This window comes from Heliophilum fasciatum (genome assembly GCF_004341395.1).
GTDB classification, from domain to species: domain Bacteria; phylum Bacillota; class Desulfitobacteriia; order Heliobacteriales; family Heliobacteriaceae; genus Heliophilum; species Heliophilum fasciatum.
Genome location: NZ_SLXT01000001.1, coordinates 24,372 through 50,910, shown reverse-complemented (window position 1 = coordinate 50,910; position 26,539 = coordinate 24,372). Strand labels below are relative to the sequence as shown.

26 protein-coding genes and 5 tRNA genes are annotated in these 26,539 nt (G+C 52.5%); 19 read left to right on the top strand and 12 right to left on the bottom strand.

All coding sequences use genetic code 11. The annotated features are described in order from the left end of the window. Positions 1–17: 17 nt before the first annotated feature. The 13 genes from EDD73_RS00260 to EDD73_RS00200 all read left to right on the top strand — a co-directional run bounded on the left by EDD73_RS00260 (position 18) and on the right by EDD73_RS00200 (position 8,292). Positions 18–94, top strand: a tRNA-Asp gene (locus tag EDD73_RS00260). Positions 95–98: 4 nt separating this feature from the next. Next, a tRNA-Phe gene (locus tag EDD73_RS00255) sits at positions 99–174 on the top strand. Between the two features lie 5 nt (positions 175–179). Next, a tRNA-Gly gene (locus EDD73_RS00250) sits at positions 180–254 on the top strand. A 35-nt stretch (positions 255–289) separates the two neighbouring features. Beyond that, positions 290–364: transfer RNA gene (locus EDD73_RS00245), tRNA-Cys, on the top strand. A gap of 118 nt (positions 365–482) precedes the next feature. After that, positions 483–569, top strand: a tRNA-Leu gene (locus EDD73_RS00240). Between the two features lie 158 nt (positions 570–727). Next, complete coding sequence (locus EDD73_RS00235; RefSeq protein WP_131917639.1) at positions 728–1,594, top strand: STAS domain-containing protein; 867 nt, start codon at positions 728–730, stop codon at positions 1,592–1,594. Between the two features lie 11 nt (positions 1,595–1,605). After that, positions 1,606–2,001, top strand: a complete 396-nt coding sequence (locus EDD73_RS00230) for an STAS domain-containing protein (protein ID WP_131917638.1) — start codon at positions 1,606–1,608, stop codon at positions 1,999–2,001. After that, the gene (locus tag EDD73_RS00225; RefSeq protein ID WP_207668759.1) at positions 1,994–2,383 is read left to right on the top strand and encodes an anti-sigma regulatory factor; all 390 of its coding nucleotides are present in this window, start codon (positions 1,994–1,996) and stop codon (positions 2,381–2,383) included. Before EDD73_RS00230 ends, EDD73_RS00225 begins: the two co-directional genes overlap by 8 nt. 34 nt (positions 2,384–2,417) lie before the next feature. Then, positions 2,418–3,425, top strand: coding sequence for a SpoIIE family protein phosphatase (locus EDD73_RS00220; protein WP_165876221.1), 1,008 nt, complete (start codon positions 2,418–2,420; stop codon positions 3,423–3,425). Positions 3,426–3,437: 12 nt separating this feature from the next. Further along, positions 3,438–4,721 carry an ATP-binding protein gene (locus EDD73_RS00215; RefSeq protein WP_131917632.1) on the top strand — a complete coding sequence of 428 codons (1,284 nt, stop codon included), beginning with the start codon at positions 3,438–3,440 and terminating at the stop codon, positions 4,719–4,721. 126 nt (positions 4,722–4,847) lie between these two features. Continuing rightward, on the top strand, positions 4,848–5,984 hold the full coding sequence (locus EDD73_RS00210) for an AAA family ATPase (protein ID WP_131917630.1): 1,137 nt from the start codon (positions 4,848–4,850) through the stop codon (positions 5,982–5,984). Continuing rightward, positions 5,965–6,930: a hypothetical protein gene (locus EDD73_RS00205; protein WP_131917629.1), complete on the top strand. Its 966-nt coding sequence runs from the start codon at positions 5,965–5,967 to the stop codon at positions 6,928–6,930. Before EDD73_RS00210 ends, EDD73_RS00205 begins: the two co-directional genes overlap by 20 nt. Positions 6,931–7,074: 144 nt before the next feature. After that, a complete protein-coding gene (locus EDD73_RS00200) occupies positions 7,075–8,292 on the top strand; it encodes a threonine/serine exporter family protein (RefSeq protein WP_131917627.1) in 1,218 nt (405 codons plus the stop codon). A 6-nt stretch (positions 8,293–8,298) separates the two neighbouring features. Here EDD73_RS00200 and EDD73_RS00195 read toward each other — a convergent pair whose 3' ends face one another. Both EDD73_RS00195 and EDD73_RS00190 read right to left on the bottom strand, forming a co-directional pair. Then, positions 8,299–9,009 carry a peptidylprolyl isomerase gene (locus tag EDD73_RS00195; RefSeq protein ID WP_131917625.1) on the bottom strand — a complete coding sequence of 237 codons (711 nt, stop codon included), beginning with the start codon at positions 9,007–9,009 and terminating at the stop codon, positions 8,299–8,301. A gap of 331 nt (positions 9,010–9,340) precedes the next feature. Beyond that, complete coding sequence (locus tag EDD73_RS00190; protein ID WP_131917623.1) at positions 9,341–10,066, bottom strand: LysE family translocator; 726 nt, start codon at positions 10,064–10,066, stop codon at positions 9,341–9,343. Between the two features lie 214 nt (positions 10,067–10,280). On the opposite strand from EDD73_RS00190, the gene EDD73_RS00185 reads away from it, so the two are divergent. Then, positions 10,281–11,417: a hypothetical protein gene (locus tag EDD73_RS00185; RefSeq protein ID WP_131917621.1), complete on the top strand. Its 1,137-nt coding sequence runs from the start codon at positions 10,281–10,283 to the stop codon at positions 11,415–11,417. 180 nt (positions 11,418–11,597) lie between these two features. Continuing rightward, positions 11,598–13,010, top strand: a complete 1,413-nt coding sequence (locus EDD73_RS00180; protein ID WP_131917619.1) for a GTP pyrophosphokinase — start codon at positions 11,598–11,600, stop codon at positions 13,008–13,010. 109 nt (positions 13,011–13,119) lie between these two features. On the opposite strand, the gene tpx is transcribed toward EDD73_RS00180, so the two are convergent. Beyond that, positions 13,120–13,641 carry a thiol peroxidase gene (tpx, locus tag EDD73_RS00175; RefSeq protein WP_131917617.1) on the bottom strand — a complete coding sequence of 174 codons (522 nt, stop codon included), beginning with the start codon at positions 13,639–13,641 and terminating at the stop codon, positions 13,120–13,122. 111 nt (positions 13,642–13,752) lie between these two features. Beyond that, positions 13,753–14,304 carry a GerD family protein gene (locus EDD73_RS15015; RefSeq protein WP_131917615.1) on the bottom strand — a complete coding sequence of 184 codons (552 nt, stop codon included), beginning with the start codon at positions 14,302–14,304 and terminating at the stop codon, positions 13,753–13,755. Between the two features lie 130 nt (positions 14,305–14,434). Between EDD73_RS15015 and ytxC the strand changes: the two genes are divergently transcribed. Continuing rightward, entirely contained in the window at positions 14,435–15,343 is a 909-nt protein-coding gene (gene ytxC, locus EDD73_RS00165) for a putative sporulation protein YtxC (protein WP_131917613.1), read from the top strand. A 137-nt stretch (positions 15,344–15,480) separates the two neighbouring features. Beyond that, positions 15,481–17,397 (top strand): threonine--tRNA ligase, encoded by a 1,917-nt coding sequence (gene thrS, locus EDD73_RS00160; RefSeq protein ID WP_131917611.1) that lies wholly within the window; start codon positions 15,481–15,483, stop codon positions 17,395–17,397. A gap of 90 nt (positions 17,398–17,487) precedes the next feature. Here the strand turns inward: thrS and EDD73_RS00155 are convergent, their stop codons facing one another. The 8 genes from EDD73_RS00155 to EDD73_RS00115 all read right to left on the bottom strand — a co-directional run bounded on the left by EDD73_RS00155 (position 17,488) and on the right by EDD73_RS00115 (position 25,641). Next, positions 17,488–17,727: a hypothetical protein gene (locus tag EDD73_RS00155; RefSeq protein WP_131917609.1), complete on the bottom strand. Its 240-nt coding sequence runs from the start codon at positions 17,725–17,727 to the stop codon at positions 17,488–17,490. Positions 17,728–17,953: 226 nt separating this feature from the next. Beyond that, on the bottom strand, positions 17,954–19,234 hold the full coding sequence (locus EDD73_RS00150; RefSeq protein ID WP_131917607.1) for a phenylacetate--CoA ligase family protein: 1,281 nt from the start codon (positions 19,232–19,234) through the stop codon (positions 17,954–17,956). Positions 19,235–19,250: 16 nt separating this feature from the next. Then, positions 19,251–20,009 (bottom strand): amidohydrolase family protein, encoded by a 759-nt coding sequence (locus EDD73_RS00145; protein ID WP_131917605.1) that lies wholly within the window; start codon positions 20,007–20,009, stop codon positions 19,251–19,253. Between the two features lie 9 nt (positions 20,010–20,018). After that, entirely contained in the window at positions 20,019–21,347 is a 1,329-nt protein-coding gene (locus EDD73_RS00140) for a phenylacetate--CoA ligase family protein (RefSeq protein ID WP_131917603.1), read from the bottom strand. Continuing rightward, the gene (locus tag EDD73_RS00135) at positions 21,344–22,591 is read right to left on the bottom strand and encodes a tetratricopeptide repeat protein (RefSeq protein ID WP_131917601.1); all 1,248 of its coding nucleotides are present in this window, start codon (positions 22,589–22,591) and stop codon (positions 21,344–21,346) included. Before EDD73_RS00135 ends, EDD73_RS00140 begins: the two co-directional genes overlap by 4 nt. Positions 22,592–22,606: 15 nt before the next feature. After that, positions 22,607–23,701, bottom strand: coding sequence for a hypothetical protein (locus tag EDD73_RS15145; protein ID WP_243116731.1), 1,095 nt, complete (start codon positions 23,699–23,701; stop codon positions 22,607–22,609). Positions 23,702–23,715: 14 nt separating this feature from the next. Then, positions 23,716–24,486, bottom strand: coding sequence for a 2-amino-3,7-dideoxy-D-threo-hept-6-ulosonate synthase (locus tag EDD73_RS00120; protein WP_131917595.1), 771 nt, complete (start codon positions 24,484–24,486; stop codon positions 23,716–23,718). A gap of 21 nt (positions 24,487–24,507) precedes the next feature. Continuing rightward, positions 24,508–25,641 (bottom strand): 3-dehydroquinate synthase II domain-containing protein, encoded by a 1,134-nt coding sequence (locus tag EDD73_RS00115; RefSeq protein WP_131917593.1) that lies wholly within the window; start codon positions 25,639–25,641, stop codon positions 24,508–24,510. Between the two features lie 262 nt (positions 25,642–25,903). On the opposite strand from EDD73_RS00115, the gene EDD73_RS00110 reads away from it, so the two are divergent. Together EDD73_RS00110 and EDD73_RS00105 are read left to right on the top strand one after the other, a co-directional pair. Beyond that, positions 25,904–26,164: a hypothetical protein gene (locus EDD73_RS00110; protein ID WP_131917591.1), complete on the top strand. Its 261-nt coding sequence runs from the start codon at positions 25,904–25,906 to the stop codon at positions 26,162–26,164. After that, positions 26,161–26,481, top strand: a complete 321-nt coding sequence (locus EDD73_RS00105; protein ID WP_131917590.1) for a hypothetical protein — start codon at positions 26,161–26,163, stop codon at positions 26,479–26,481. Before EDD73_RS00110 ends, EDD73_RS00105 begins: the two co-directional genes overlap by 4 nt. Positions 26,482–26,539 lie beyond the last annotated feature (58 nt).

Below are 26,539 nucleotides of genomic sequence, written 5' to 3'. Positions count from 1 at the left end.
ATTTCCCTCGTCGGTAGGGAGCAGTGGTGTAGAGGCCTAACATGCCAGCCTGTCACGCTGGAGATCGCGGGTTCGAATCCCGTCTGCTCCGCCATCTTGCCTCGGTAGCTCAGTCGGTAGAGCAGAGGACTGAAAATCCTCGTGTCGGTGGTTCGATTCCGCCCCGAGGCACCATCTATGCGGGAATAGCTCAGCGGTAGAGCATCGCCTTGCCAAGGCGAGGGTCGCGAGTTCGAATCTCGTTTCCCGCTCCATAGCTTACTCCGTTGCCTCGTGCAACGTGAATATCGGCGGCATAGCCAAGTGGTAAGGCAGAGGTCTGCAAAACCTCTATTCCCCAGTTCGAATCTGGGTGCCGCCTCCATAACAATGTAAGCAAGTCGCTCACCGGAGCGGCTTTTCTTATCAGCCTATCAGCGATTGACCTTGATGGCTGCTTGTGTTATAATCCTCTTCGCTGGTGTCTTCACTGGCAAAATCATGCGAGTGTGATGGAATAGGTAGACATAGCAGACTTAAAATCTGCCGGTCGTAAGGCTGTGCCGGTTCGAGTCCGGCCACTCGCACCACCTTATTTGATGAAAAAAAAGCATCCCGTTAGCGGGGTGCTTTTTTTGTACTTATTATGCTTTTTTTAAATTTCAGCAGGATAGTTGCCAAAAAGCGCGAATGATCATGTTATCACAATAAAAAGAGGCTTCAATGATTCGAAAAGGAGGCAATAACGATGTCCGAATGGGCGGAAAAGGTCATCGGGATCTTTAGCAATCGGCGGGACGACATCTTGCGCATGTGGCTCGAAAGCCAACAAAAAAACGGTTACCGTGGTATGTATGAACGAATTGGGGAACGAGAACTTTACCGGCAATCTAATGATCTCTTTGAGGCAATGATAGATGCGGCAGGGCAAGTGGGCTTTGCTTCGGTACGCAAACCTGAATGGCAAGCTGTGGCTGACTTGGTGGCCGAAATTACGGCTCAGCGTACGCGCACCGGTTTTTCGGTGATGGAAACAGTTACTTACGTGTTTGCCTTAAAAACCGTGCTGATCGAAATACTGCGTCAAGAACAGCCGGACGATATTGGGTGCTTTGTTGCGGAAGTTGTGACCATCACTCATGCATTAGATGAGATGGCCCTGATCGCCACCAGTGCCTATGTGAAAACCCGGGAAGAGATCATTCTCCGGCAGCAGCAAGAGATGCTTGATTTATCGACACCGGTGATTCGGGTCTGGGATGGAATTTTAGTACTTCCGTTGATTGGTACGTTAGACAGTTCCCGTTCACAAGTGATCACTGAAACGTTGTTGCAGGAAATCGTGTCGTCGAATTCGGACATCGCGATCCTCGATATCTCCGGTGTTCCCTTGGTCGATACGCTGGTAGCTCAGCACATCTTAAAGACGATGGCTGCCGCGCGGTTGATGGGAGCAGAGTGCATCATCAGCGGCATTCGCCCGGAAATCGCTCAGACGATTGTCCATCTTGGTGTCGATCTTTCGCAGATCAAAACCAAAGCGACACTGGCTGGCGCCTTGAAATGGGCCTTTGATATGCGTCAATTGACGGTTGTACATAACGCCAAGCGCTAGGAGGGAGGGCAGTGGAACGGATTCCGATTCTGAAAATCGGTGATCTTTTGCTGGTCACGATTCAACTGGACATGCATGACCAACTGGTCATGGACTTGCAAAAAGATATTACCAACATGGTGCGAACGACGGAAGCCAAAGGTGTTATTCTCGATATTTCCGGACTGGATATGGTGGATTCCTTTATCGGGCGGATGTTAGGCACGATTGCGGCCATGACAGCGGTGATGGATGCCCATACCTTCGTTGTTGGTATGCAGCCGGCGGTAGCGATCACCATTGTGGAGTTAGGATTGCCCCTGGGTGGTGTTCATACAGCCTTGAACGTGGAAAAGGCCATAGAACGCTTGCGGGCATGGGGAAAAATTGAGGCTGAGTCGGACGATGAGGCCCATGAAGGTGATTGATATCGTACCGGTTGCAGTGGAAGAAGATCTTGTCAGGGTGCGCCAGAAGGTGCGTCAATGGGCGGCAACGTATGCACTTAGCACCTTAAAAACGGTCAAAATGCAGACGGCGGCGAGCGAACTGGCCCGGAATATCCTGGTCTATGCAGGCACAGGGACCGTATTTTTTTCGGCCATCGATGGTCCGCGGCGTGAATTCCAGATCATTTTTGAAGATCAGGGGCCTGGTATTGCTGATATTGAACAGGCATTGCAAGACGGCTATACCACTGGCTCCGGTATGGGTATAGGTTTGCCGGGAACGAAGCGCTTAGTTGATCATTTTGAGATTGTGTCGGCACCAGGGCAAGGCACACGGGTGATCATTGCCATGCGGATATAAATGACCGGCGGGATCGAGGTGAGGAATGGTGAATGTGAACCTCCGGCAAAGGAAATATCTGCTTGACGATGCAAGTCAGATTGGTGAAGTGCGGCGGGCCATTAGTGAGTTAGCCCGTTTGATGGACTATTCTGCTTTGGAGATCGAAGGAGCTTCCATTGTCGTAACGGAGATGGCTACGAACCTTCTGAAGCATACCCGTTCAGGAGGGGAGATTTTAATGCGCCCTGTTATCAATGGGGGACAGCAGGAGATCGAATTGTTGGGTATTGACAAAGGGCCAGGTATTGCTTGTGTTGAACAAGCAGTACAGGATGGTTTTTCCACGGCAGGCAGTCCAGGAACGGGACTTGGGGCGATTCATCGACTGTCACAGGTGATGGATATTTACTCACAGTCGCAAAAAGGAACCATCATTCAAGCAAAAGTTTTGCATCGACAACAAGAACGGCTCGACCAGGACAAGTTCGATTACGGTGTTGTGCATTTACCGAAGCCTGGAGAAACGGAATGCGGTGATGGGTGGTTGCTTCATCAGGATTACCGGGGAATCACCGTGAGTGTCGTCGACGGCCTCGGTCATGGGGCAATGGCGGCGGAGGCCGCGCAGCAAGCGTTAGCTGTTGCAGCAACGATGCCGGAGGCATCGCCGCTGGCGACGGTGCAAGCCATGCATGAAGCACTGCGTAATTCCCGCGGCGCGGCAGTGGCGGTAGCATCCATTGATCTGGAGCGAGCAATCGTTACTTATTGTGGAGTTGGTAACATTATCGGCAGGGTGGTGAGCGCCGAGAAAGAGTGGGGGTGCCTTTCTCACGAGGGTATCGTCGGCCTCAATGTCCGTAAATGGGCGGAGAATACCTATCCTTGGACGGAGGGGGCACGGCTCGTGATGGCTTCCGACGGGATGCGTTATCCTTGGGATTGGAATGGGTATCCCGGGTTGCAGCGTCACGCTTGTTCAACGCAGGCCGCAGTTCTTTATCGTGATTATTGCCGGCATACCGATGATGTCACCGTCGTGATTGTTCAGCAGAACTAGGAGGTGTGCGCGATGCTAATCCTTCAAATGGAGCTGAACAATGAACAAGATATTGTAACGATACGCCAGTATGCGCGCATGCTGGGCGAGAGAGTTGGCTTTTCGGAAAATGATCGAACACGATGGATTAGTGCGATTTCCGATATTGTCCGCTTGGCGATGACTGCCAGTAACGGTGATATCGTCTTTTCAATCACGGAACAGGGGAGACAGCAGTACCTGGAGGCCGTGATTAGCTTTCAAGCCATGACCTATATGGGTGATGGTTCTTTTAGAGATACCAATCCGGTGCGGTATGAGCGACTTGTTGATATCTACCAAGTAAAGCAAAATGGATATAATCGACAGAGCATTACCTTGGCCAAGCGCATCGCGCCCACGGCCAGGGGGATTACCGCCGATATGATTTTAAGCTGGCAAACCAGTTTGCGGATGGAAAAACCGCGGTCGGCGCTGGATGAATTAAAGCAGCAAAACCATGAGATGGCCGAAGCGATGGAGCTTTTGCAGCAACGGGAATGGGAACTTAAAGAAAAAAACAATGAGCTTTCACTGCGTAATGCCGAACTGCAGCGGGCGATGCAATTAGCGAATGCGGCCAGCCGGGCGAAAAGCGAGTTTTTGGCGACAATGAGCCATGAGTTGCGCACGCCGATGAACGGCATCATTGGCATGGCGGAATTGATCATGATGACAGCGCTGGAACAAGAACAAAAGGATTGGTCCGATACCTTGCTGAAGTCCGCTTATGATCTGCTCCAAATCATCAATCAAATTCTGGACTTTTCAGAGCTGGATGCCGGTAGGCTGAACTTAGAATGTGTGAAATTCGATCTGTCTGAACGGCTCGCCTCTTGTTGCCAACCGTTGAATGAAGAGGCGTGCCGTAAAGGCATCGATTTTGTCATCGATAATCAGTTGGAAGCGATTCGGATGATCTACGGTGATCCCGTGCGCTTGCATCAAGTCTTGATCAATCTGATTGGCAATGCCATCAAATTTACGGAAAAAGGCACTATCGTCGTCACGGTGCAATCTCCGCAAAAGGGCATCCTGCTTTTTTCCATCCGTGATACCGGGATTGGGGTGGCCGCTGACGTTAAGCACAAATTATTTCAACCATTCAGCCAAGTCGATAGTTCGATGACCCGCCGTTATGGCGGCACAGGGTTAGGCCTGGCCATCTCACGGTGCTTAGTTGAACTGATGGGTGGCGAAATCGGTATGAACAGTCAAGAAGGACAAGGGTCTACTTTTTGGTTTTCGATTCCTTTAATCCTCCCCGATGGGGGTTAAAGCGATTAATGCATTTTTTGTAAGCATCCTGTAACAGGGTGCTTTTTTTTATACATTGAGCGCGGGCGTTGGGGAAGAATAAGCAGGACCGTAAGCAATTTTGCTGCTGATTGGGGAGGTGTTGGCATGTTAACCTCACTGCGTCTACTGCATTTCAAATGTTTTGCCGATCAAACTTGGAAGCTGGCTCCGTTGACGTTGCTTTGCGGCCGCAATGGCATGGGCAAATCATCGGTGATTCAATCGCTGCTGCTCTTGCGCCAGTCGGCGATGAAAAAGATGCTGGAAGTTCAAGGATTGCTTTTGAACGGGGACTTGGTGGCACTTGGAGCGGGCCAGGACGTGCTTTATCAGTGGGCCACCATCGAAGAGATTGGTATGAATCTGGAGACGGAAGAAGGCCACCAAGCACGTTGGCGTTTTGGTTATGAGCCGGACGGTGATGTGCTGCCGGTACAAACGGTCAATGATGATTTGCGGATCTATCGGCAAAGCCTTTTTGGCGATCACTGTCATTATCTGATGGCCGAGCGGATGGGGCCGCGCACTTCCTTTGATATCTCGAATACGCAAGTGCGCAAACATCGTCAGATTGGTACGCAAGGCGAATATGCGGCCCATTACCTGGCCGCCTTTGGTGAGGAACCGATTGTCAATCAAAAATTAGCCCATCCTGCAGCGGTTTCCCTGCAATTGATCGATCAACTCAACGCGTGGTTGGCCATGGTCAGCGCCGGTGCTCGGATCAATGTCAGTGAGCACCAAGAACTGGATCTGGTGAGTTTGCGCTATCGTTTTGCCGAAGGTGGCGATCTGACTCAGCCTTTTCGTGCCTGCAATGTCGGCTTTGGCCTCAGTTATACGTTGCCTGTGCTGTTAGTGCTGTTGATCACCGGCCCTGACGGTTTGCTGCTCTTAGAGAACCCGGAAGCGCACCTCCATCCGTCCGGACAGTTTCAAATGGGGCAACTGCTGGCGATGGCAGCGGCTTGCGGTGTCCAGGTGATCGTGGAAACCCACAGTGATCATGTTTTAAACGGCATTCGTTTGGCCGTTCGCCGGCGGGTGTTGGCACCGGAACAAACGGCGATTCACTATTTTGAGAAGCATCAGATGACCCATCAGGTGCTCTCGCCGCGCATCGATCGTCAAGGACGCCTCGATGTCTGGCCCGACGGTTTTTTTGACCAGTGGGAAAAAAGTTTAGATGCCTTGCTGGACTTGCCCAGTGAAGGAGGCCCCCATGGAACTGTTTTTCAATGATCTGTCGGCGACTTATATGGGTGTGGCTGAAGGGCCTGAAGAGCCTGTTGAACTTGCAGGCCGAGAAGTCATGGATCAGATGCTTGATGTTTGCCGGGCTGCGATCGCTCAAGGGGCTGAGCGGGTATTGCGCACACGGGAAAGCTTGTTTGCGCTGGAGATTATGCCGGGCTATTCCTTGGTGCGGTGGCTTAATGATGCTCACGTGGAGAAGGAAAAAAAGCAGTTGTTTAAAGCGCTCATCGGCAAAGGTACTTTTCTACAGGCTCTTGACCATGATCAGGGATGTGTGGAATTCAACTTCGACGGGCAGGAAGCGCTGGCCCTGGGGGCGGCCTACCTGTTTGGCGGGTTAGCGGTGAGCCTGCCTGCTCATGAACGCTGGCATATGCACGAAGTGCTTTTGAAGATGATGGCGCTGCGCGACGATGAGGAGTTGGAAGAAGAAGAGGTCCTGGTTCCTCATGCTACTTCGCTTGCCCATTTGCAGGAGCATCGGCAATGGATGGAGAAAGAACGCAAGCCCTTAATTACATCCGGCGAAGAACTGTGGCAGCGGCGCAAAGCCTTGTTTCCGGCGTTGCGCTTTTGTCCCCGCGTGCAAGACCAATTGGCTGCTTGTGATCCGGCAGTGCTGCAACCCATCTATAAGCGGCTCGATGCGCTGAACCAGGCTTTTCAAAACGCTGCGGAAAGGGATACCGCATCGGCCTTGCCGCTGACCTTGATTGGCAGTAAAGTGACACCGGAAACTGCGGAAACGTTGCAGCGCTATGAGCAGGAGCATACTTTTCTTGATCCGGACGGCGAATGGCGGCTTTTTTCCTGGCATGTACGGTTGACGCCGGGAAAATGGCGCATCTTTTTTGCTGACGATCCTGAGCGTCAAGGGGCGATCATCGGCCATATCGGTGAAAAATTGCCGACAGTGCGCTATCCTAAGTAATCTTGCATTGGCGTTCTTTTATTGCCGGTACATTAAAAGGACCTGCTTTTCCTGGCGGAAAACAGGTCCTTGATCTTGGCGTTGGCACAATATTGAGTTCCTTGTTAGAATAAAGCCAGTGACGGCCCCCAAGGAGAAGGATAGGTGAAAGTAGTGGTATCTTCCGTTGATCTTGTGGTTAAGGCAGGACAGTTGCTCCTGTCGGCAGGCGCGGAAATCTATCGGGTGGAAGAGACGATCCTGCGCATGGGGCAGGCGGTGGGGTTAAAAGACATTAACGCCTACTGTACGCCGACCGGTATGATTTTCAGTTACTACGATGAAAATGGCAAATCATGGACTGTGGTACGGCGGATTACTCGGCGCGCCTTTAATGTCAAGCATATCGCTGGGATCAATCAGCTTTCACGGCAGTTTGCTGCCGGTGATATTACGGTACAGGAAGCGATAGAAAAACTCCGGCGTTTGGAAGAACAGCCGCGGCAGTATGTGCTGGCTGCCAATATCGGCGCGGTGGCATCAAGTACGGCGCTGCTTTCTTTGCTCAATGGCGGCAACGGGCTGGACCTTTTGGCCGCTTTTGTTGTAGGGGTCCTTGTCTTTGGTGTGATCGGTCAGTTGCCGGTCGTTGCGCAAGTCCCTTTCTTTCGTGAACTGGTCATCGGCTCCGTAAGTGCTGCCCTGGCGATTGCCGGTCAATCGTTGATGCCTTATCATGCGGCGCCGGTGATCACCGGGGTAGTGCTGGTAGCTCTGCCCGGTGCCAACTTAACCAATTCGATTCGTGACATTGTTGCTGGCGATTTGATCGCCGGTGCAACCCGCGCCTTAGAGTCCGTGGCGCTCTCAGGTGCACTTTTTGGCGGTGTGGGCGCCGTACTGGCCTTGACCGGGTACCTACATACGTTGCCGGAATGGACAGGTGCAGGCACCGGTAACGGTGCGCTCGATGTGGCGCTGGCATTCTTTGCCGGGGCACTCTTTAACTTGCATCAGCAAGGGCCGCCGTCTTCGATTGCTGCTGCCGGTTGTGCGGCCTTACTGGCCCGTACCGTTCACTTTTCAGCGATCTCCAACGGTGCACCGGTTGCCCTGGCCCTTTTTTTAGGGGCTATGACAGCGGCGGCCGCCAGTGAGTGGCTGGCGCGCTGGTTGCGGTTACCAGTGACGGCCTTTGTGATCAGTGGTTTTGTTCCCTTGCTACCGGGCCTGTGGTTTTACCATGCCTTGCTGGCCGTAGCCGTCGGTGACTTAGGCGACGGTTTTCGCTCGATCTTTCAAGGCGCAATCGGTGTGATCACGATTGGCTCCGGTGTCGCTGTGGTTACATCGGTCGTACGTTATCTGAAGACCCGGCCCTAGTCCAGGTTATTTTTCTTCAATGGTGATATTTTCGATGATTACATTTTCTGTTGGTTTACTGGATTCACCGGTCGGTCCGGCTTGTACCGGTGTATCGGAGATCTTTAATACTGTATCCATACCTTCGGTGACTTGGCCAAAGACGGTATAATTGGGCGTTTTATTCAGGTTTCGGGCATTGTCGCCGTTGCAGATAAAGAACTGGCTGCCATTCGTGTTCGGGCCGCGATTGGCCATGGCGACGACGCCGGGCGCATAAGCGATTTTGGGCGGCAATTCATCTTTAAATGTGTAACCGGGGCCACCGGTGCCGTTGCCTAAGGGGTCACCCGTTTGAATCATGAAATTTTTCATGATGCGATGAAAGCGAATGCCGTTGAAAAAGCCGTCGCGGGCCAGGAAGACAAAGTTATTGACGGTCGTAGGCGCTTCGGCGGCCAAGAGCTTGATGGTAAAGTTGCCTTTATTGGTTTGCACATAAGCCGTATAGCTTTTGGCGGGATCGATCGTCATGGCCGGTGCGGACGTATATTTGTTGTTGCGCGAGGCCGTATCATTGGGGGAAGCCGTATTCGGTGCGGGGGTGTTCTTCGGGGCGGCAGGGGCCGGAGCCGGAGCCTCCGGTGCCGGCGTATTGGGGGTAGACGAGCCGCAGCCGGTCAGGATCGAACCGGTGAGCATGGCCGCCATCAGTGAAGCGATTGCTTTTCGTTTCATCGTGTCTGAATCCTTTCTTCTATTAGCATTTGGACAACAGTTACAGTATACCCATGTAAACGATTGATTTCAACGCAACTGTACGGGCGGCCCATCTCGCCAAAGAAGTCCAAGGGCCTACACGTAAACTCCAATTAACCTTACATTGACATGCTAAACAAAAAAGACGATTCTCAATCTAAAGTCGAAAGAGAATCGTCTTTTTTATGTGCGCCCGGCATGGGCGCTGTCTCTAGGGTGCAAGTCCCGAACACCGAAGGTGGCAGTAGGTGTAGCTTTGATTCCAATTCAACAGGTTTGATGAGCATCGGGCATCCGGTATCGTTAGGGATTAAATAAATAACGTCCAAAGCGTCCAAGCAGCGACGACCAGCATCGCGATTCCGCAAGCTTTTTGAATATAGGGGAGCCAGCGTCGTTGCCAGCGAAAAAAACGCGTCCGAGCCAAGCGGGAAATTGTCGCAAACCAAAGTTCTTGTCCAAAAAGGATTCCTAAGATAAAAAGCATTCCTAAGTAGGGAGAAGCTGAATTCCAACTGGCGATGGCCGTTGTGCCCACACCGACCCAAAGGGTTAAGGTCAACGGATTCAGGCCGGTAAGCAGCAGGCCGTTTAAGACGGCTCGTTTGGTCGTTGAGCCGATGCGCAGCCCGCCGGGCAGTTGCGAGAACAGCGGATTCACTTCATCTTTACTGACATCGGGTAAGAACTCGCTTTCGGATAATGACGATGCATGTCCCGGTGAACGAAGCAATGAGATCCCCAGAATGATGAGTACGGCAGCGCTGGCCAACCCGAAGAGCAAGTGCACCCAGGGCAATTGAAGATAAGGAACAAGGCCAAATTGCACAAAAAGGAGATAGCAGGCATCAGCAATAATTGCGCCTGTGCCCACAGCCAGGCCAACCCAGAAACCGTGACGCATGGAATTATGCAATACTTCCATCCCTGTAGGCCCTAAGGGCATGGCCAAGGTGATACCCAGTAACAATCCGCTGAGTAAAGCTTGGAAACCTTGAAGCGGGGCCAACTGCAACGGCGGCAAGGCGTAAACCATGAGAGGTTCTCCCTTCGTGAATGTGATCGGGCAAGCATCTACTGATGATTGCTTATTATAACATAATGCCAAGGCAGCTGTTAATATGTGCCAACAAAATCTTCGCCGGGAGGGTTTTAAGAAAAAAGCAAAGAAAAAAATGGAAATAAATCATGATGATGGAAGGAAAAACCATTGTCTTAGCGAATGTATAGTAAGAGAGGGGGGAGACATGATGAATTTGCAAGGTGATATGACGGTGGTACAAGCTGCCAAAGCGACAGGATTGCAACGGTATACAATCCGCGAAGCAATTCATCGTGGAGAATTGGTCGCACGACAGCAAAAAATTGCAGGTGGTTTTATGTATATGGTTTCGGTTGAAGCATTGCGCGAGTTTGGTCGACGCCGTGGAATTACCTCTCCTATTCTTGGGTTAGAGGCGGTGGACAAGTTCCACCAAGGTGCGCCTGATAAAGAAGAGACGACAACTCCCGGTGAGTTGCGCCTCATTCCTTTGGCGCAAAGTCCCTTTCATAACACCAATCATGAGTCGGCCGGAACTGAAACTGCAAGCAGCAAGACGGAGAGCACTGCCCAACAGAAAGGTTCTCGTAAGGAAACCGTTGTACCTGGGGACACTGTGCCGGAGTTGTCCGGAGCCGCTGTGACGCAAGCGCTGAACCCGAACGTACGGGAAGATATCGACGAAGAGAATCGGTTAATAAGGGAGAACTTAAGCAAATTGGTGAGCACCATGCCGGCATGGGAAGAAAAAATGGAACAACTGCTTGAGCAGATCGTTGAGGTTCAATCAGATGTCCTTGGGTTGAAGAAAGGTGTTCATCAACACTTAAGTAAAGTGGAAGGCAGAATGGCTACCGTGCAAAACACGGTTACCGGAGAAGTTCGTTCATCGCTGGAACGGCTTCGCCATAACATCAGCGAAGAACTCGATGACGTTCATGCCGGTATGAGCGGTTGGCAGTCGGCTTCCGAAAAGATTTTAAGTCAGGTATGCGACACCTTAGAGCAGGTGGCTGCCGGACAGTCCGATACGGAGATGCGGCAGACTTTCGTCCACAAATTGGCCGTAGATAATCAAGCCACGGTAAACGAAGTCAAAAAGGTAATGCTTGATTTCAACGAATCACTCAAACAAATTGCCAGTTCCCAGGAAAAGGGGGCAGAAAAAATCGCTAAGCAAATGGATGATGTCAAAGTCAGTGTCGACGGCGTGAAGCGATCGGTCGATCGTTCCACTGAAATGATTATGAAATGGCGGCAGCGCATGCTCGTTGAACAGAATCAGCGCGGTGTACGCAATTGGTTCCAAAAGCTCTGGAACCGCAACCCGGCATATACAAAATAGGGTTTGTCCTCGAAAAAGTGAAGGGAAACAAAGAAGACGCTCGAAGGAGCGTCTTTCCCGTTTAAAATAAACGTGAAATACAGCAGGAATCGGGTGGAAGCATGCCGAAATAGATTAACAGGAAATTAACTTTTCTATTTTAGTTGTACTTGGACAAAAAGGCAAGAGGGAGGTGACTTTGTGGAACTTACTTGTACACAGCTCGACAGCATATTAACAATGTATAAACAGTTGGAAACGGAAGTTCGCGTAAAGCTTGAAGCACTGAAAGCACCACTGGAAGCAAAGTACGGTCGTCCGGTCATTCTGTTTGTGGAAAGCCGCACGAAAAAGTCCAACAGTCTGATTGAGAAAGCGCGGCGTTATGGCTGGCGTCTTAATGATGATATCGTGAACCGGATCAAAGACATAGCCGGTCTGCGTGTGATCGTCCAGCATCTGGATGATGTTGATCTTGTCGTTGGTATCATTCGCCAGCGTACCGATATGCGTGTGGTCAATGAAAAGGACTTTGTCCGAACTCCGAAGTTAAGCGGCTATCGCAGTCATCACCTGATCATCGAATATACGGTCCATACGCCGGACCAAGCGATCACGCGTTTTGCGGAAATTCAAGTGCGCACCGTAGGACAACATTTTTGGGCTGTTTTGCAACATTCGATGATGTACAAATACGGTCTTGATGTACCGCCGCACATTGCTGAAAATCTGCGGCTATTGGCGCAAGAGACGAACAATACTGATGAAAAAATGATGGCCATGCGACGTGCCGTTTCCCGTGATCTCAAAACGGACAACGCCCGTGCTTATGTATTTCATCTTGTCGATTTGCTTCGGCAACAAGGAAAGGATGCCACGAAGCACGATCCAGCCAATTATTTCACGTCCATGACAATTTTAGAGCTCAGCTTTTTATTAGGGCGTAATGGCATGGATCCACAACGCTTTCACGGTCATCGTTTGGCACGCTGTGCTTGTTGCCATACACCTGTATTGCTCCATGAAGAAGTGCAAGTACTTTCACTTGCTACGGGGTTGGTACAAGATGCCAATGAACCAGTCCGTATGTGTAATGTTTGCTTTTCTCTGGTACTTCCCTTATTGCGTCATCAATTTGCTTTGATCAACGGCAGCAATCAAGGATTGCGGGTTGCCGAGCAAGAAGAAGCTAGTTTGAACCGCAAATTGCATCAATTTTTCGTCGAAAAAGTGCAAAATCCCTTGGTCCAGCGTTTGCAGCAAGTAGCGCGGTTTCGTAATGAGCGGGTCATCGTCAATCCTGGCGTGCTGGATGTAGGTTCTGTCACCTTATTGAAAGTTGTCGTCAGTGATTTATTGACCTTACAAGTTGATTCGGACTGGGAGCCCAAATACGGTGTTTCGGAAACCTTATCAATTTACTTTAAATTCAATTATCGCATTGCCGGCAAAGTCAATCTCATCTACCGTTATCCGGAAATTGAATGGGATGAGTTCCATGAACCGGAGTTAGTTGAACAGGAATCGCTGGTGATTGCCGATACGGAATTGGAACGTGTGTTTGCGCAAATCGAGGCATTGCTTCATGAAGCACGCAATTCTTTACTGGCTTAACGGAGTCAATGTCGGAATGGAAACAGGCTTGCTTCGAAACAATCGCTTGCTTGTTCAAAAAGAACCTTGTCCAGCGTTATACTGGGCAAGGTTCTTTTTCATGGAATGCTTATTGATCCAGTGCCGCCTTGGCAGCCGCTAATGCTTGGTCATAGTCCGGCTCAGAGGTGATTTCCGGTACATACTCGGTATAGGTCACCCGATCATTGCGGTCAATGACGAAGATGGCCCGCGACAAAAGCCGTAATTCTTTGATCAATGCGCCAAAAGCACGACCGAACTCCTCATGTTTATGATCGGAAAGTGTGATCACTCGATCAACGCCGGCGGAACCACACCAGCGAGCTTGCGCGAAAGGGAGATCGCAACTGATGGTTAAAATCACAATGTCCGATCCTAAGGCAGCAGCTTCTTGATTAAAACGACGAGTTTGCATATCGCATACGGGTGTGTCTAAGGAAGGAACTACACTGATCAAGCGTACCTTGCCGGCATAGTCGGCCAGTGTTTTGATGGAGAGATCATTGGCGATGACCGTAAAAGGGGGCGCTGTTTCGCCGACTTGAACGATGGGACCAATCAGGGTCATGGGAGATCCGGCAAAGGTAGCAGCTTCAGGACGTTCGATCATGGACGGAATCCTCCTTTATCATTGAAAACTAAGGAAAATACAAGCTGATCATAGCACAACGGGACAACGGTAGAAATATTTCCTGACAATTTTCTCTCGGTGTTTGAAATCTTAATCACTGCCGCCGCTCCCGCCACCACCACCGCTGCTACCGCCACTGCTGCTACCGCCACCGCCGCTGCCACCACCGCTGCTGCCGCCGCTGCTGCTACCGCCACCACCGCTGCTGCCGCCACTGCTGCTACCACCGCTGCTGCTTTTGGCGGACTGCAGTTTCTTTTTGATTTCCGGATCATCCAGGGCGTCTTTCATGACATCTTTAATCGCTTTTTGCACTTCTTTTTCTTTCATGGCCAGGGCGAGATTTTGCTGGAACTTTTCATCACGAAGAATTTCTTGCATGATTTTTTCAAATTGGGGATCTTGGGTGGCGACCATCTTTTGAAATTCCGGATTGCGGATCAGGCGGGCGAGACGCTGTTGGTATTCATCGGTCTGAATGATGTCGATCATCATCGCTTTTTTGTCTTGATAGTCGGCTTTTTGAGTTTCCTGACTTTTTTGCGCATCTGATGATTTTTGCCCTGTGGAGCATGCTGTCATGGCCAGCAACATCCCTACGGAAACGATGATCATGCCCCAACGATATAAGCCTGTCCCCATGATGTTTGTCCCCTTTCTTGATGGTTTATTTTTTCTCTGCCAGTGCAAAGCTATACCGAGGAGGGGAAACTGTATACGCCTGTAATGGGGCTCATATACTACTTACATCGTTGGGAAAGGGGTGACCTCCTTGAAAGCCGTTTTTTCGGTAGGAGCGAGCCGCGATTTGCGAAATTTGGGGCAGCAGTTGCAGCGGGAGATGGCGCCGTTGCCAGGCGAACATTGGCACTTGGCGGTACAGATCAAGGCGACATCATTGGGGCAGCAACTGATTTGCTTGTTGGATGACGGGGAAGGGTGCGAACCAGCCGAAGAAATTGTGATGATTTTACGACAATTTCTTACACGTTTGCTCGTCGACTGGATCATGACGGAATGGCAACGATTGTTGATTGTCGAGGAATTAGCACAATACCGGGGATTCTTTGAGGGGGATGAGGAGGATGAGGCCGTTGCCCGGGCCTGCCAAGCCTTAGAACAAGGTGAGAAAACATCTAAAAATTATCTTTTTTACCGGATGGGCTACCGTCAGCAGATGATCGAGATGATTGGTGCGATCTTACAAGAGCAACACCAGGTGGATGTAGACGGTTTTTTGCGATTTCGCATGCAGGAATACCGCATGGCCATCACTGATGCGGTGTTGATGGCCGTCGATGATCTGGCGATGGAAAAAGAATATCGTGATTTCGTCGGGTTATTACAATTTTTTTTGGAAGGGCAAGATTACCGTATTCCCCAAGCCCATGTGTATCTTGACGGAACGGGCCACTTCGAATTGCTTGACCGACAGGGGGCTTCGTTGCTGGGGGAAGAATGGACAGCGACATCAATGCGCATCGACGAGCACGTCGGTAATGAAGATGTGTTGATCAGTACGCTGGTGACGTTAGCGCCGCAGGAAGTGATCGTCCATTTTATTGATGGTTACCGGACCAATGAAGCGATCACGACCTTACAGGCCGTATTTGGGGAGCGCCTGCATTACTGTACCGGATGCGACCGTTGTCGTGCATCGGTGCAGCAAGGAGAGCGTTAGAACATAGACCTGGTCATTGTGCCATCAGTTGACAAGCGAATCGGGGGCGTCTACAATCAGAATCAGAGGCAAATCATGTGCCTCCCGCTGACTTGTCAAGCGGGAGGTTTGATTTTTCGGATGTAGGAGTGGACATTGTGAGCAACATTCAAGTAACCTTAAAAGATGGCGCTGTTCGGGAATTTCCGCTAGGAACGACCGTCGCCGAAGTCGCCATTGCCTTAAGTCGCAAACTGGCGCAAAATGCCCTGGCCGGCAGCATCAATGGCCGTGTCGTGGGACTAAATACACCGATTGACGTTGACGCTGCTGTCGAGATCTATACCTTTGATGATCCTGAAGGCCGGGAAGTGTACCGCCACTCGTCGTCGCACTTGCTGGCGCAAGCGGTACAGCGCTTGTTCCCGGGCACACAGTTAGGGATCGGGCCAGCCATTCAAGACGGTTTTTATTATGATTTTGACTCGGACCATGTATTTACGCCGGAAGACTTGGCCGCCATTGAAAAAGAAATGGCCGCCATCGTTCAAGCCGATCTGCCCATCGAACGGCGGGAAGTAAGCCGGGAAGAAGCGATCCGCTTTTTTACGGAAAAAGGCGAGAACTATAAAGTGGAACTGGTCCGGGATTTGCCGGAAGATGCCGTGATTTCGATGTATTCGCAAGGGGATTTTATCGATCTTTGCGCCGGTCCCCACTTACCTTCCACCGGCGCCATGAAAGCGCTCAAGCTGATGAGCCTGGCCGGCGCGTACTGGCGGGGCAGTGAGAAAAACAAGATGCTCCAGCGCATCTATGGTACGTCGTTCCCGAAGAAAACGCTGTTGGACGAGCATCTCCATCGCATCGAAGAAGCTAAGCGGCGTGACCATCGCAAGCTGGGCCAAGAACTGGGCTTGTACACACTTTTGGAAGAAGGACCTGGATTCCCTTTCTTCCTGCCCAAAGGCATGATTCTGCGCAATGAATTGGAGAAATTCTGGCGTCAAGCCCATGAAAAAGCGGGCTATCAAGAGATTCGTACGCCGGTTATCTTGAATCAATCGCTCTGGGAGCGTTCCGGTCACTGGTTTCACTACAAGGAAAATATGTACACCACGCAGATCGATGAAGCGGAATATGCCATTAAGCCGATGAACTGCCCCGGCAGTATGCTTGTGTACCGGCAGGATATCCATTCCTATCGTGAATTGCCTTTGCGCTTGGCTGAATTGGGTTTGGTACACCGTCATGAGCTTTCCGGTGCGTTGCACGGTTTGATGCGTGTGCGCTGCTTTACGCAAGATGACTCGCATATCTTTATGCTGCCATCGCAGATTAAAGAGGAGATCATCGGCGTCATTGATCTGGTTGATCACTTCTATTCGACCTTTGGTTTCTCTTATCACGTAGAACTGTCGACGCGCCCGGAAAACTCCATGGGCAGCGATGAAGCTTGGGAAAAAGCGACGGAAGCGCTGGAAGCAGCCCTGCAAGCTAAAGGTGTTGCCTATAAGCTTAACCCTGGCGACGGCGCTTTCTACGGGCCGAAAATTGATTTCCATTTAAAAGACTGCTTGGGCCGGACATGGCAGTGCGGTACGATTCAGCTCGATTTCCAACTGCCGGAGAAGTTTGATTTGACCTATGTCGGTGAAGACGGGCAAAAGCATCGTCCCGTCATGATCCACCGCGTTGTCTTTGGTTCGATTGAACGCTTTATTGGCATTTTGACGGAGCACTTCGCCGGTGCTTTCCCGGCCTGGCTGGCACCGGTGCAAGCGCGGGTGCTGCCGATTACCGATCGTCACCGTGATTATGCCGTTGAGGTCCGCGACGCTTTGGCAGCCAAGGGATTGCGGGTCGAACTGGATGACCGCAACGAAAAAGTCAACTATAAGATCCGCGAGGGCGGTGTGCAGAAGATCCCGTACCTGTTGATCGTTGGCGACAAAGAAGCGGAAAACCGCGCCGTAGCGGTGCGGAAGTTTGGCGCCGGCGATCAAGGTGCCATGGCTCTCGATGCTTTTGTGGACAAACTGGTGCAAGAAGTGGCGGAAAAAGCCCATAGCTAAAGCCATTGAAAAAGCTCGCTCCTTCATTAATGAAGGGGCGAGCTTTTTGCTTTGGCGGTGTTGTTGACGTTGATGTTGACGTAAGGAGCGTTAGCCTTTGCCGGATTTTTTTCTGGCCACCGGGGTGTAATGAGCGTAGCTTTTGGTTTTTTGGATGACCCCGGCAGCACGTTGGGCAACTTGCGTTGGCGTTACGGGAATACCCATCCCTTGCAGCATGTCGGTCACGGCTTGTTGGATCGCCGCCCCTTTATTCCCGGCATTTTTACCTGCAGCCGCGATGCGACTGCGCAGATTTTGGACCGCCTGGTCTACTGTGGATTTTTCCATTCAGTCAGCCTCCTTATTGATTGATCGAGTACCCAATATCAAGGTATTCGGCAAAGAAGAAATTGTTAATTATTACCAAAAAAAGTTTAGATGGTTGCGGTTGTCCATCCTTTGACCGGATCCGGCAGGAACAGCAAAAGCTCGCTAGAACGCACCAAAAGCCCGCTCCTTCATCAATAAAGGAACGGGCCCGATGGGATATCAGTTCACGATGAGCGACCAGTTGCTATAAGCGGGTACAGGAGCGGTAGGCCTGCTCATCCATCTCTTCGGCTGTAAAAAGATAACGTGGTTTGCCTACTTCGGCTGTAGAGAGCAAGTTTTGCCGGTTATATAAGGTGCCGTAGGGAACAGCAGTTAACTGCAGGGGAAAGGGTACACGGGCTTGCAACTGAGCCGTCCAATCGGGCGGCAAGGGATCAACTGTTTCTTCAATGACGAGATGGAGGATGTTTCCTGACAAACCCTTCGACGGCGGGCCGCTGGGTCCGGCGACCCAAAGATGATGGCCCGGCAAGGTGCCGACCAGTTCATCAAGATCCCAGAGGTCGAGTTCTTGGCCGGCAATGGTGATCAGATCGTGGCGGCGGCCGCGCAGTTCATAAGCTGCTCCCCGGCCACAAGCACAGGGGCTGAGAATTTTGCGGGCGCGATCGTCGGTGCGAAAGCGAATCAACGGCGTTGCTTTTTCGGTGATCGTGGTGATCACCAAGTTACCAATTTGTCCATCGGGCACTTCCGTTTGCCAGTTGTCGTCGAGCAATTCGATGATGAAATGATCCTCGATCAGATGCAATCGACCGTTGCCGCAGTCGGCCAGGCAAGTACCGGCTTCGGTCATTCCGTACAGTTCAATGACGGGAACTTGCCAGAGATCTTCGATCCAGCGGCGTTTGCGCGGTGTCAGTAATTCACCGCCGACTTCAATGGCCCGTAAGGCCGGAAAATCGCTGCGGCTATCTTTACCGAGCATGGCTGCTGTTTCCGCCAGGAGAATCGCTTGCATCGGCAACGCAGCCAGTACGGTGATGTCGAGTTTTTGCATCAACTGGATCACCCGGGCAAAGGGAGTGATCGTATTGCGAGAACTGGCGGCAATGACGGTAGCGCCTTTTTGCTGGGCTGCGCGGTGGATCATGTGGGCGATCAAGGAGAGGGCATAGGGATAGCGGATGAGCACACGGTCGCCGGGGCGAAAATCGATGCCGCATTGGTTGACCTGCCAGGCGTTATCGGCCAGATCGGCGCTTGTCAGCCAAGTGGAGACCGGTGTGCCGGTCGTACCGAAGGATTCATGATACTGGCGCAGTTGCCGGCGATCCGTCGCCAGCAGTCCCCAGGGGGACTGTTGGCGCAGATCGTCTTTGGTCACGAGAGGCAGTGTTTTCAGTTGATGCAGATCAGTCAGTTCTTCTGCGGGCAAGCGATCATGATAAAAGGGAGCTTGCCGTGCCCGGGCGATGGCTTGATTGAGTGCGGTCAGTTGCGGTTGGTTGACGGAGGTCATGGCTCCTGCCTCCTCCCTAGGACCATTGCAATAAGGAACGGATGTTGTCACCAAGGATCTGATCGATACCACTGCCGGCGATACGGAGCATGTGGATCTTCGCCAGTTCGACCAGCGGGTTGGATAGGGGAAATTCCGAGCCGAAGATCAGCTTGCCAGGGCCAAGTTGGTCCAGGGCATTTTGCAAGTGAATCAAGTTGCCTGTGGAAGTTTCCAAGTAGAGATTGGGGAGTTCGTTGGCGGCTTCGACGGCTTCCCGATCTGCGGGGCCAAAGCCCATGTGGCCCAGAATAAAGGAAACTTGCGGGTTTTCACGGGCCAGTTGGGCAAAGCGGGCCGTGGAAGCGCCGGGACTGTAGACGACGTGGCTGTAGACAGGGCAGCGATACTGCCAGCAGACTTGCACAAGTTCGGCGACGGCGTTGCTGCCAAAGGAAAACTGGTGGCTCATGGGCGATAACTTCAAGCCGCGAAAACCTTCGGCAAAAAGACGGGCCAATTCTTCCGCTGCTTCCGGCTCATGAGGGTCCACACAAGCAAAACCACGCAACATGGCCGGGTTCGCAGCTACGGCCGAGGCGACGGTAGCGTTGTCGGGGATGATATTTTCCGGACCCCGTTTGCCCGTCACATAGTCGGTCATGCGCCGGACATCCATCATGCCGCCGGGGACGAATACAGCGCCGCTGATGCCGGCGATGTCCATTTGCTCTTGATACAGGGCAGCACTGCCGTAGTCTGTATCGGAGATATGAGCGTGTGCGTCGATGATCATGGCATCCTCCTATTCGTGGATTACACGGACGGTTTTTCCGCCGGGGCGGGGCATGGAGGAAACAAACTCAATGGTGCAGGGCAGTCCGGCGGCGTACTCCATGCGGCTGGCGATTTTGTCGGCCAGCCGGTCGCTCGGTGTGACGCCGGACGCTAATTCGGTGCGGATCAGCAAGTTGTCAGGTTGCGCTTGGCGAGTGACAAATTGATACCAGTTGCCGATCTCGGCGATGCGCATTAAAAATTCTTCCAGATAAAAAGGTGAAAAGTCGGTGCCGTCAATGTGGATCTGATCATTTTTACGTCCCCGCAATTGCAGTCGCGGCAAGGCGACACCGCAAGAACAAGGCGTATTATCGAGATAGCCGAGATCTTCCGTGCGATAGCGAATCAGCGGCGTGTCATAACGGAGAAGACAGGTCACTGTAATTTCGCCGATTTCACCGGGGGCCAGCACTTCACCGGTGCCGGGATCAATGATCTCGACGAGGGAGTGGCCCGCAGCGATATGATAGCCGTCGTGATCGGCGCATTCGATACCGATGACGCCGCCTTCTAAGGAGCCGTAGTAAAAGTTGGCTTTCGTGCCCCAAAGTTGTTCGACACGTTGGCGAAAAGCTGATGAGCAGCCTTCGCCGGTGAGCCACATTTGTTTGAGGCCTAAATCACGGATGTCAAAGGATGCGGCAGCGGCTGTCTCAGCCAGGTTGATGGCATAGGAGGGACTGGTGACGGCGACCGTCGGTGCGAGATCTTTCATTAAACGTACTGTTTTTTCCGGTGAGGAGTAGGCTCCGCCCTTGCCGGCAGGGATGACTGTCGCTTCACAACTGTTCATCAAGGTTTTATGAAAGGCTAGGCCGGCGGAACTCATTTCATAGGGAAGGGCGTTTAGGCAGCGGTCCCCCGTTTCTACCGGTACTAACGTAGCGTAACCGGGTGCCAGGTCATGGAGGTAGTAGTCGCGCCAGGTTTGCATGACATAAATGGGGTTGCCGCCGGTCGTGCCGGTGGAGACATGGATGATGGCGATATCCTGGCGATCACAGGCCAGCAGCAGCCAGGGATCGGTGCGCATTTCGCTTTTGGTGGTAAAGGGCAGTTTGGCAACATCGGCGAGTTCTTGAATGTCCTTGGGATGAACTTCCCGCTCATCGAATTTTTGCTTGTAATAAGGAGAGTGTTCGTAAGCTTGTTGAATGACTTCGGTGAGGGCTGCTTTTTGATAACTTTCCAGGGCCTCTGGTGTCATGTTGTCAATATCGGGCCCGCTAAGGTGGTGCATCAGCCAGGCAGGAGTGCGCGCCTGGCTGATGCGTTTGGAGAATGGCAAATTCATGAGCGATTCCTCCCTTGGGCACGGGCGATCAACTGCCGGATGCGGGTGGCATTGTGGCTGTCGCCGGCTTGCTCATAAGCGCGGAGGAGCGTTGTTAACACATAGCTGTATTGGTCAGGGGAGAGGCCCGAGGCGCCTCGTTTATAGGATTTGAGCAGCAGTTGGAAGTCTTCAATCGTTTTTTGGGCCATCGGGAAAAAGGTTTCCGGCAGATGGGCCGTCAGACGGCCCCGTAGCCAGCGTAGGGTCATATTGCTGGGTTCCTTTTCGATGGCTTCTTTGAGCATACGCATGCCTTGGATGGTGTTGCCGAATTGGGTGGACGGTTCCAGGGCATAGCGGGCAAGCAGTGCTGTGGCGCTGCCGAGGTAGCCAAGCAGGAGCGGCTGATTCGGTGCCAATTCGTAGGCTTTTTGCAATGCTTTGTGAGCAGGAGCGGCGGCGTAGGCGGCACCTTCAGCGGCAAGATCATGGAGGCGAATGCCTTCAGTGATCAAAGCGTTGCTGTTGTTCATGGCATCGATCGTCTGGACTAAGCTTTCGTCAGAACGAGGGCGTTGGCGCTCGATTTGTTCGGCATAGGAAGCGGGAGGGTTAAGCTCGAGCAGTTTGGCCCAGGTGCTCTGGCACTCTTCATCCATTTCCAAGATGCGGTAGGCGTTACCGAGGTCGTAGAGTAACTGCCAGTATTGTTCTTGTGAAAAGAGTTGGGGATTTTCTTCGTAACGTGCGATCAGATATTCTAAATCACCGATCGCGGTGGCGGTGCGGCGAAAAAATCCTTCCGGCAGGCGCAGGCTTTGCCGGGCCCGCAGAAGACGGATTTCCACATTATCGGGCGCGGCGTTGACGGCCTGATCAAAAAGGGCAATGGCTTGGTGACCGTCTTTAAACATGGAATTGTAATCGGTACCATGGCGACTGGCTAAGGAAAGGCAATCCGCGTAATAGGCCGTAAGCAAGGGAGACCGTTTGTGACGCTGTTGAAAAAAAGCAAGGGCTGCTTGGAGTGCGGCACGGTCGCCCCGGAGGGCGAGACCGTGCCATTCGATGGCCTGTTTGGTATTGGGGGTTTTGGCCTTGGTGCCAGAGCGGGATGGTGCAGCAGCGGGGGAGGCGGTGACGGCACCGGCAGGCGCTGGTGTAATCACCGGGGGTTCGAAACCCCAAGGCGTTTCTTGCTGTGACGGGCGAATAAATGAGTAGGAGCGGGGCGAAGGCCGTAGTTTTTTCTTGGATTTCATGGCCGCCTCCTTTAATTAGCGAATCCGTTGTTGGGCAGCGGCTAAATCGGTTTTGACTTTTTCGATAAAATCGGCGCTGAGTTTGTCGGGGTATGCGGAAGCGTGCTGAAGCAGGTATTGGAAATCGGTAATGGCTGTGCGGGTGCGATGGAAAAATTCCTCCGGTATTTGGAAACTAACTTGGCTGCGCAAGAGCCGGGCATCGATGAAATCGGGATCGTTTTGCAGGAGTTGATCGAGGATTTTGAGGCCGACCATGACGTGCGAAAAACGTCGCGTGGGATTGTCGGCATCACGGCCAAGTAAGCATCGCGTACTGCCGTAATAGGCGTTGACCAGAGGATCTTGATTGTTGATTTTACGCAATTTTTCGAGCAGCTCATAGGCTTTGATGACCGCTTCTTTATTGCCGTCAGCGCCGGCGTTATGCCATTGGATGGCCGCATCCAGGTCGGCTTTAGGGATCAGTGCGGCAACCGGAGTAGCCGGAGTAGCCGGGGCAGCCGGGGCAGCCGGAGTAGCCGGGGCAGCCGGGGTAGCCGGGGCAGCCGGGGCAGCCGGGGTAGCCGGAGCAGCCGGGGCAGCCGGGGTAGCCGGGGCAGTCGGGGCAGCCGGGGCAGTCGGGGCAGCCGGGGCCGGAGGAGTGTAGGGAGGAACAACCGGGCGGTAAGCCGGTGTAGGCTGAGGTGGGGATGCCGGCGCTGCCGGCGGTGCAGCGGGCGGTGGAACTGTTTTGTGTTTGCGTTTTCTGGCCGGAGGGGACACTGCCGGGAATACCGGTGTGAAGTAGGAAGGGGCACCAGGTACGGTTACCGGTTTGGGCACAGGTGCGGGAACGGGTATAACTGTTGGTTTGGCAAGCGGTACCGGAACGGGATAAGTGACAGGCGCGGCGGAGCCTTTTTTACGTTTTTTGCGAACTTTTGATACCGGCGCGGAAGAGCTGTTGGTAGGAATGGCCGGTGGCGGAACTGCTGGCGCGGTGGCAGGAGGAGTTGCAGGCGTTACTGCAGGTAAAGTCGGCTTGGAAGGGCGAACGGCCGACCAACTGCGTGCCGGCGAAGACTGCGCCGGTGAATACCCTGGGCGGCGTTTTTTGGGTTTGCTCATGAGAAGCCTCCTTCTTAATGGAGAAACCGTCCCGGCTGATCCAGAATCGAACGAATATGGGCGGTCAATTGCTGCGGTGCGGGATCTTGGAAAATATTGCGGCCGATGGCGACTCCGCGCGCTCCGGCTTGCATCGCATCTTGGATCATGGACAGCAGGCGTTCGTTGGAGTCAATCTTGGGGCCACCGGCGATGACGACCGGCGGCTGCACAGCTTTGGTGATCATGCGGAAGCTGTCGGGATCACCGGTATAATTGATCTTGATAATATCAGCACCAATTTCTTCAGCCACACGGGCGGCGTGGGCAATTTTCGTCGGATTGTATTCATTTTCTTTTTTGCCGTCGCGCACATACATCATGGCCAGCAGGGGAATTCCCCAGCGATCACATTGCTCGGCGACGAAGCCCATGTCTTTGAGCATCTGACTCTCGGAAGCACTGCCCAGATTGACATGGACGGAAACAGCCGTTGCACCCAGACGCACAGCCTCCTCGACGGAAGCGATCAGTTCTTTGTGCGTCGAATCGGGAGCGAGTTGCGTCGAAGCCGAGAGATGCACAATTAGGTGGCACGTTTCCGGCAGGTGTTGGCTGATCTGGCGTGCTAATCCTTTATGGATGATTACTGCATCGGCGCCGCCGGCGGCCACTTGACTGACGATGCGGCCCATATCGGTTAATCCCGAAACAGGCCCAATGGTGAGGCCATGATCCATCGGAACGGATAACAGCGGACGATGGGGTTTAATAAGCCGGTTGAGCCGGATGAGTTTGCCGCTCAATGCAATCACCTCTCAACCTTTCTAGCGTTCTAAAATGGTTTCATCGACTTTGATACCGACGTGACGACCGGGGATGCTGATATAGCTGAGCAATTCGGTACCCGGCTGAATCGTAGTGGCATTTAAGGGTTTGCCGTCGGCACCCATGATGCGGATGTGCCAATCATCTTGGACGATAACGTTGATCGGGATGTCGATGCCGGCGCTGTTGCGCGCTGTGCCTTGGATTAACAGTAAGGGACGGACTTCAATCTTGACGCGGCCAACTGTGAGCGTACGCACTTGGCCTTGGGTATTCACACAAAGCACTTGGCTGCCGGCTTTGAGGTCCGTCAGGTATTCGGCAGCATCGCCGGGCATCCATACATAGGAATGAACGGCACCGGCATTGACCCGGAAGGGGCGAAGATTCATATAAGGAAGGTAGTGGGTTTCCGAGCAAACAAAGATCCCACCGTTCGATGTGGAACCAATCAGCATTCCTTCATCGGTCGTCATGATGCCGGTCGTATCGACACAAGCCCGCAGGCCCATACCGATATGGCGAACGGCTTCTACGCACAGGGGAACCAGTTCGATGGATTCCTGGCGCACCGTGGCGAGGTACTGACCGGCTTGGCTGATTTCCTGCAAATCGGTGCTGGCGAACAGAACACCGTCGCTGCCTTTTTCCATGACGCCGTACGCGATTTCCACGCCCATGACGGTAGTTTCTTTTTTGAGCAGGACCGTTTTGCGTTCTTGCAAGCGGGCGATGATCAATTCCAAGGGAATGTTGGTGGGCAAATCGAAATCAACGATGGCATAATCGTAGCGGGCGGCGTTTTGCCAGGCATCAGCCAGTTCTCCTTGCCCACCTTGCACAAACAAAGATAAGCAAGTGCGATAGCCCCGTTGGGCAGCCATGTCAAGAAGGGACGGCTCGGCGGACAAAACGATCTCACCTTCAGGAATCACTTCCAGATCATCGATGGCGGTGATGGCGGTGATGGGAACAGTCTTCCGGGGTAAATGCATTTCCTGGCGTTGGGCCGTCGTGAGGACAATGCGATCGATGGGGGAGTTGTGGACTAAACTCCAGGTTGCGTGATCGTCCAGGGGAAGGGTACGCCCGTCAAACCAAAACTCACGGGTGCTTTTTTGGGTAGAACTCATTAGCATTGACCTCCATGTTGGATTTTATTTCCAGGTTACGTTATTACCTATGCCGATGGACAAGCAGCGGTTCCTCGCCGGAGGAGGAATTGCCAATGAATGGATCCAAAATGCAGTAGGGGGAACTGTTTGTTTGTGGAATGATTTGCCAATAGAGAAGCCAAACAAGGAAAGGTTGCATACCTTGCTAAGGGATTCTGCTGCGTGATCGTATCGAAGAGAACCGGCAGGAAAACCAAAAATAAAGTAAGGAGTGAACTTTATGCCATTGATCAATTTATGTTGTTCCAGTAACTGTCCCACGGTCTGGGTAGACAGCGACGATGACCGTGTCATGTTGACCGATGATTACGGCGGCCGGACGGAGCATACCAAAGCCGAACTGCGTGCTTTCATTGATCAACAAGGGCAAAGCGTGGCTTCCCAGTTGCGCATCGATGATCAACATGGCGGCACCGTCCAGTTGACCGATGCCGAGTTTCGCAAATTAGCTCGGTTGTTTTTGGAGTACGAACAAAAATGATGGAGTACCTCTTTGCGCTATCGCTGCGTTTTTTCTTTTTTGACTTTATCCTCTTCCGGCCGGTGCGCCTTTGGCTCGATCAGCAGCATTATTTGCTGCGTAAATTGCTGCGCTGTCCTTTTTGCCAGGGTTTTTGGTGCGGGCTTTTTGTCTGGCCCTGGTCGCAAGGCGTGGATAGCTTGATTCGCTGGGGCGAGTTTGCTTTTGGCGTCGCCTTTTTGGCGTTTACCTGGAGTGTGATCATGGATCCGTTGATCGCGGCCTGGGAAGCAGGAAGGGAGATCAAGATTACCGATCAGGGGGAAAGGGGCAAGTAAACGGCAAAAGAAAAGGCACCGAGCGATCGGTGCTTTTTGCTTTTGCCGTGATTTTAGC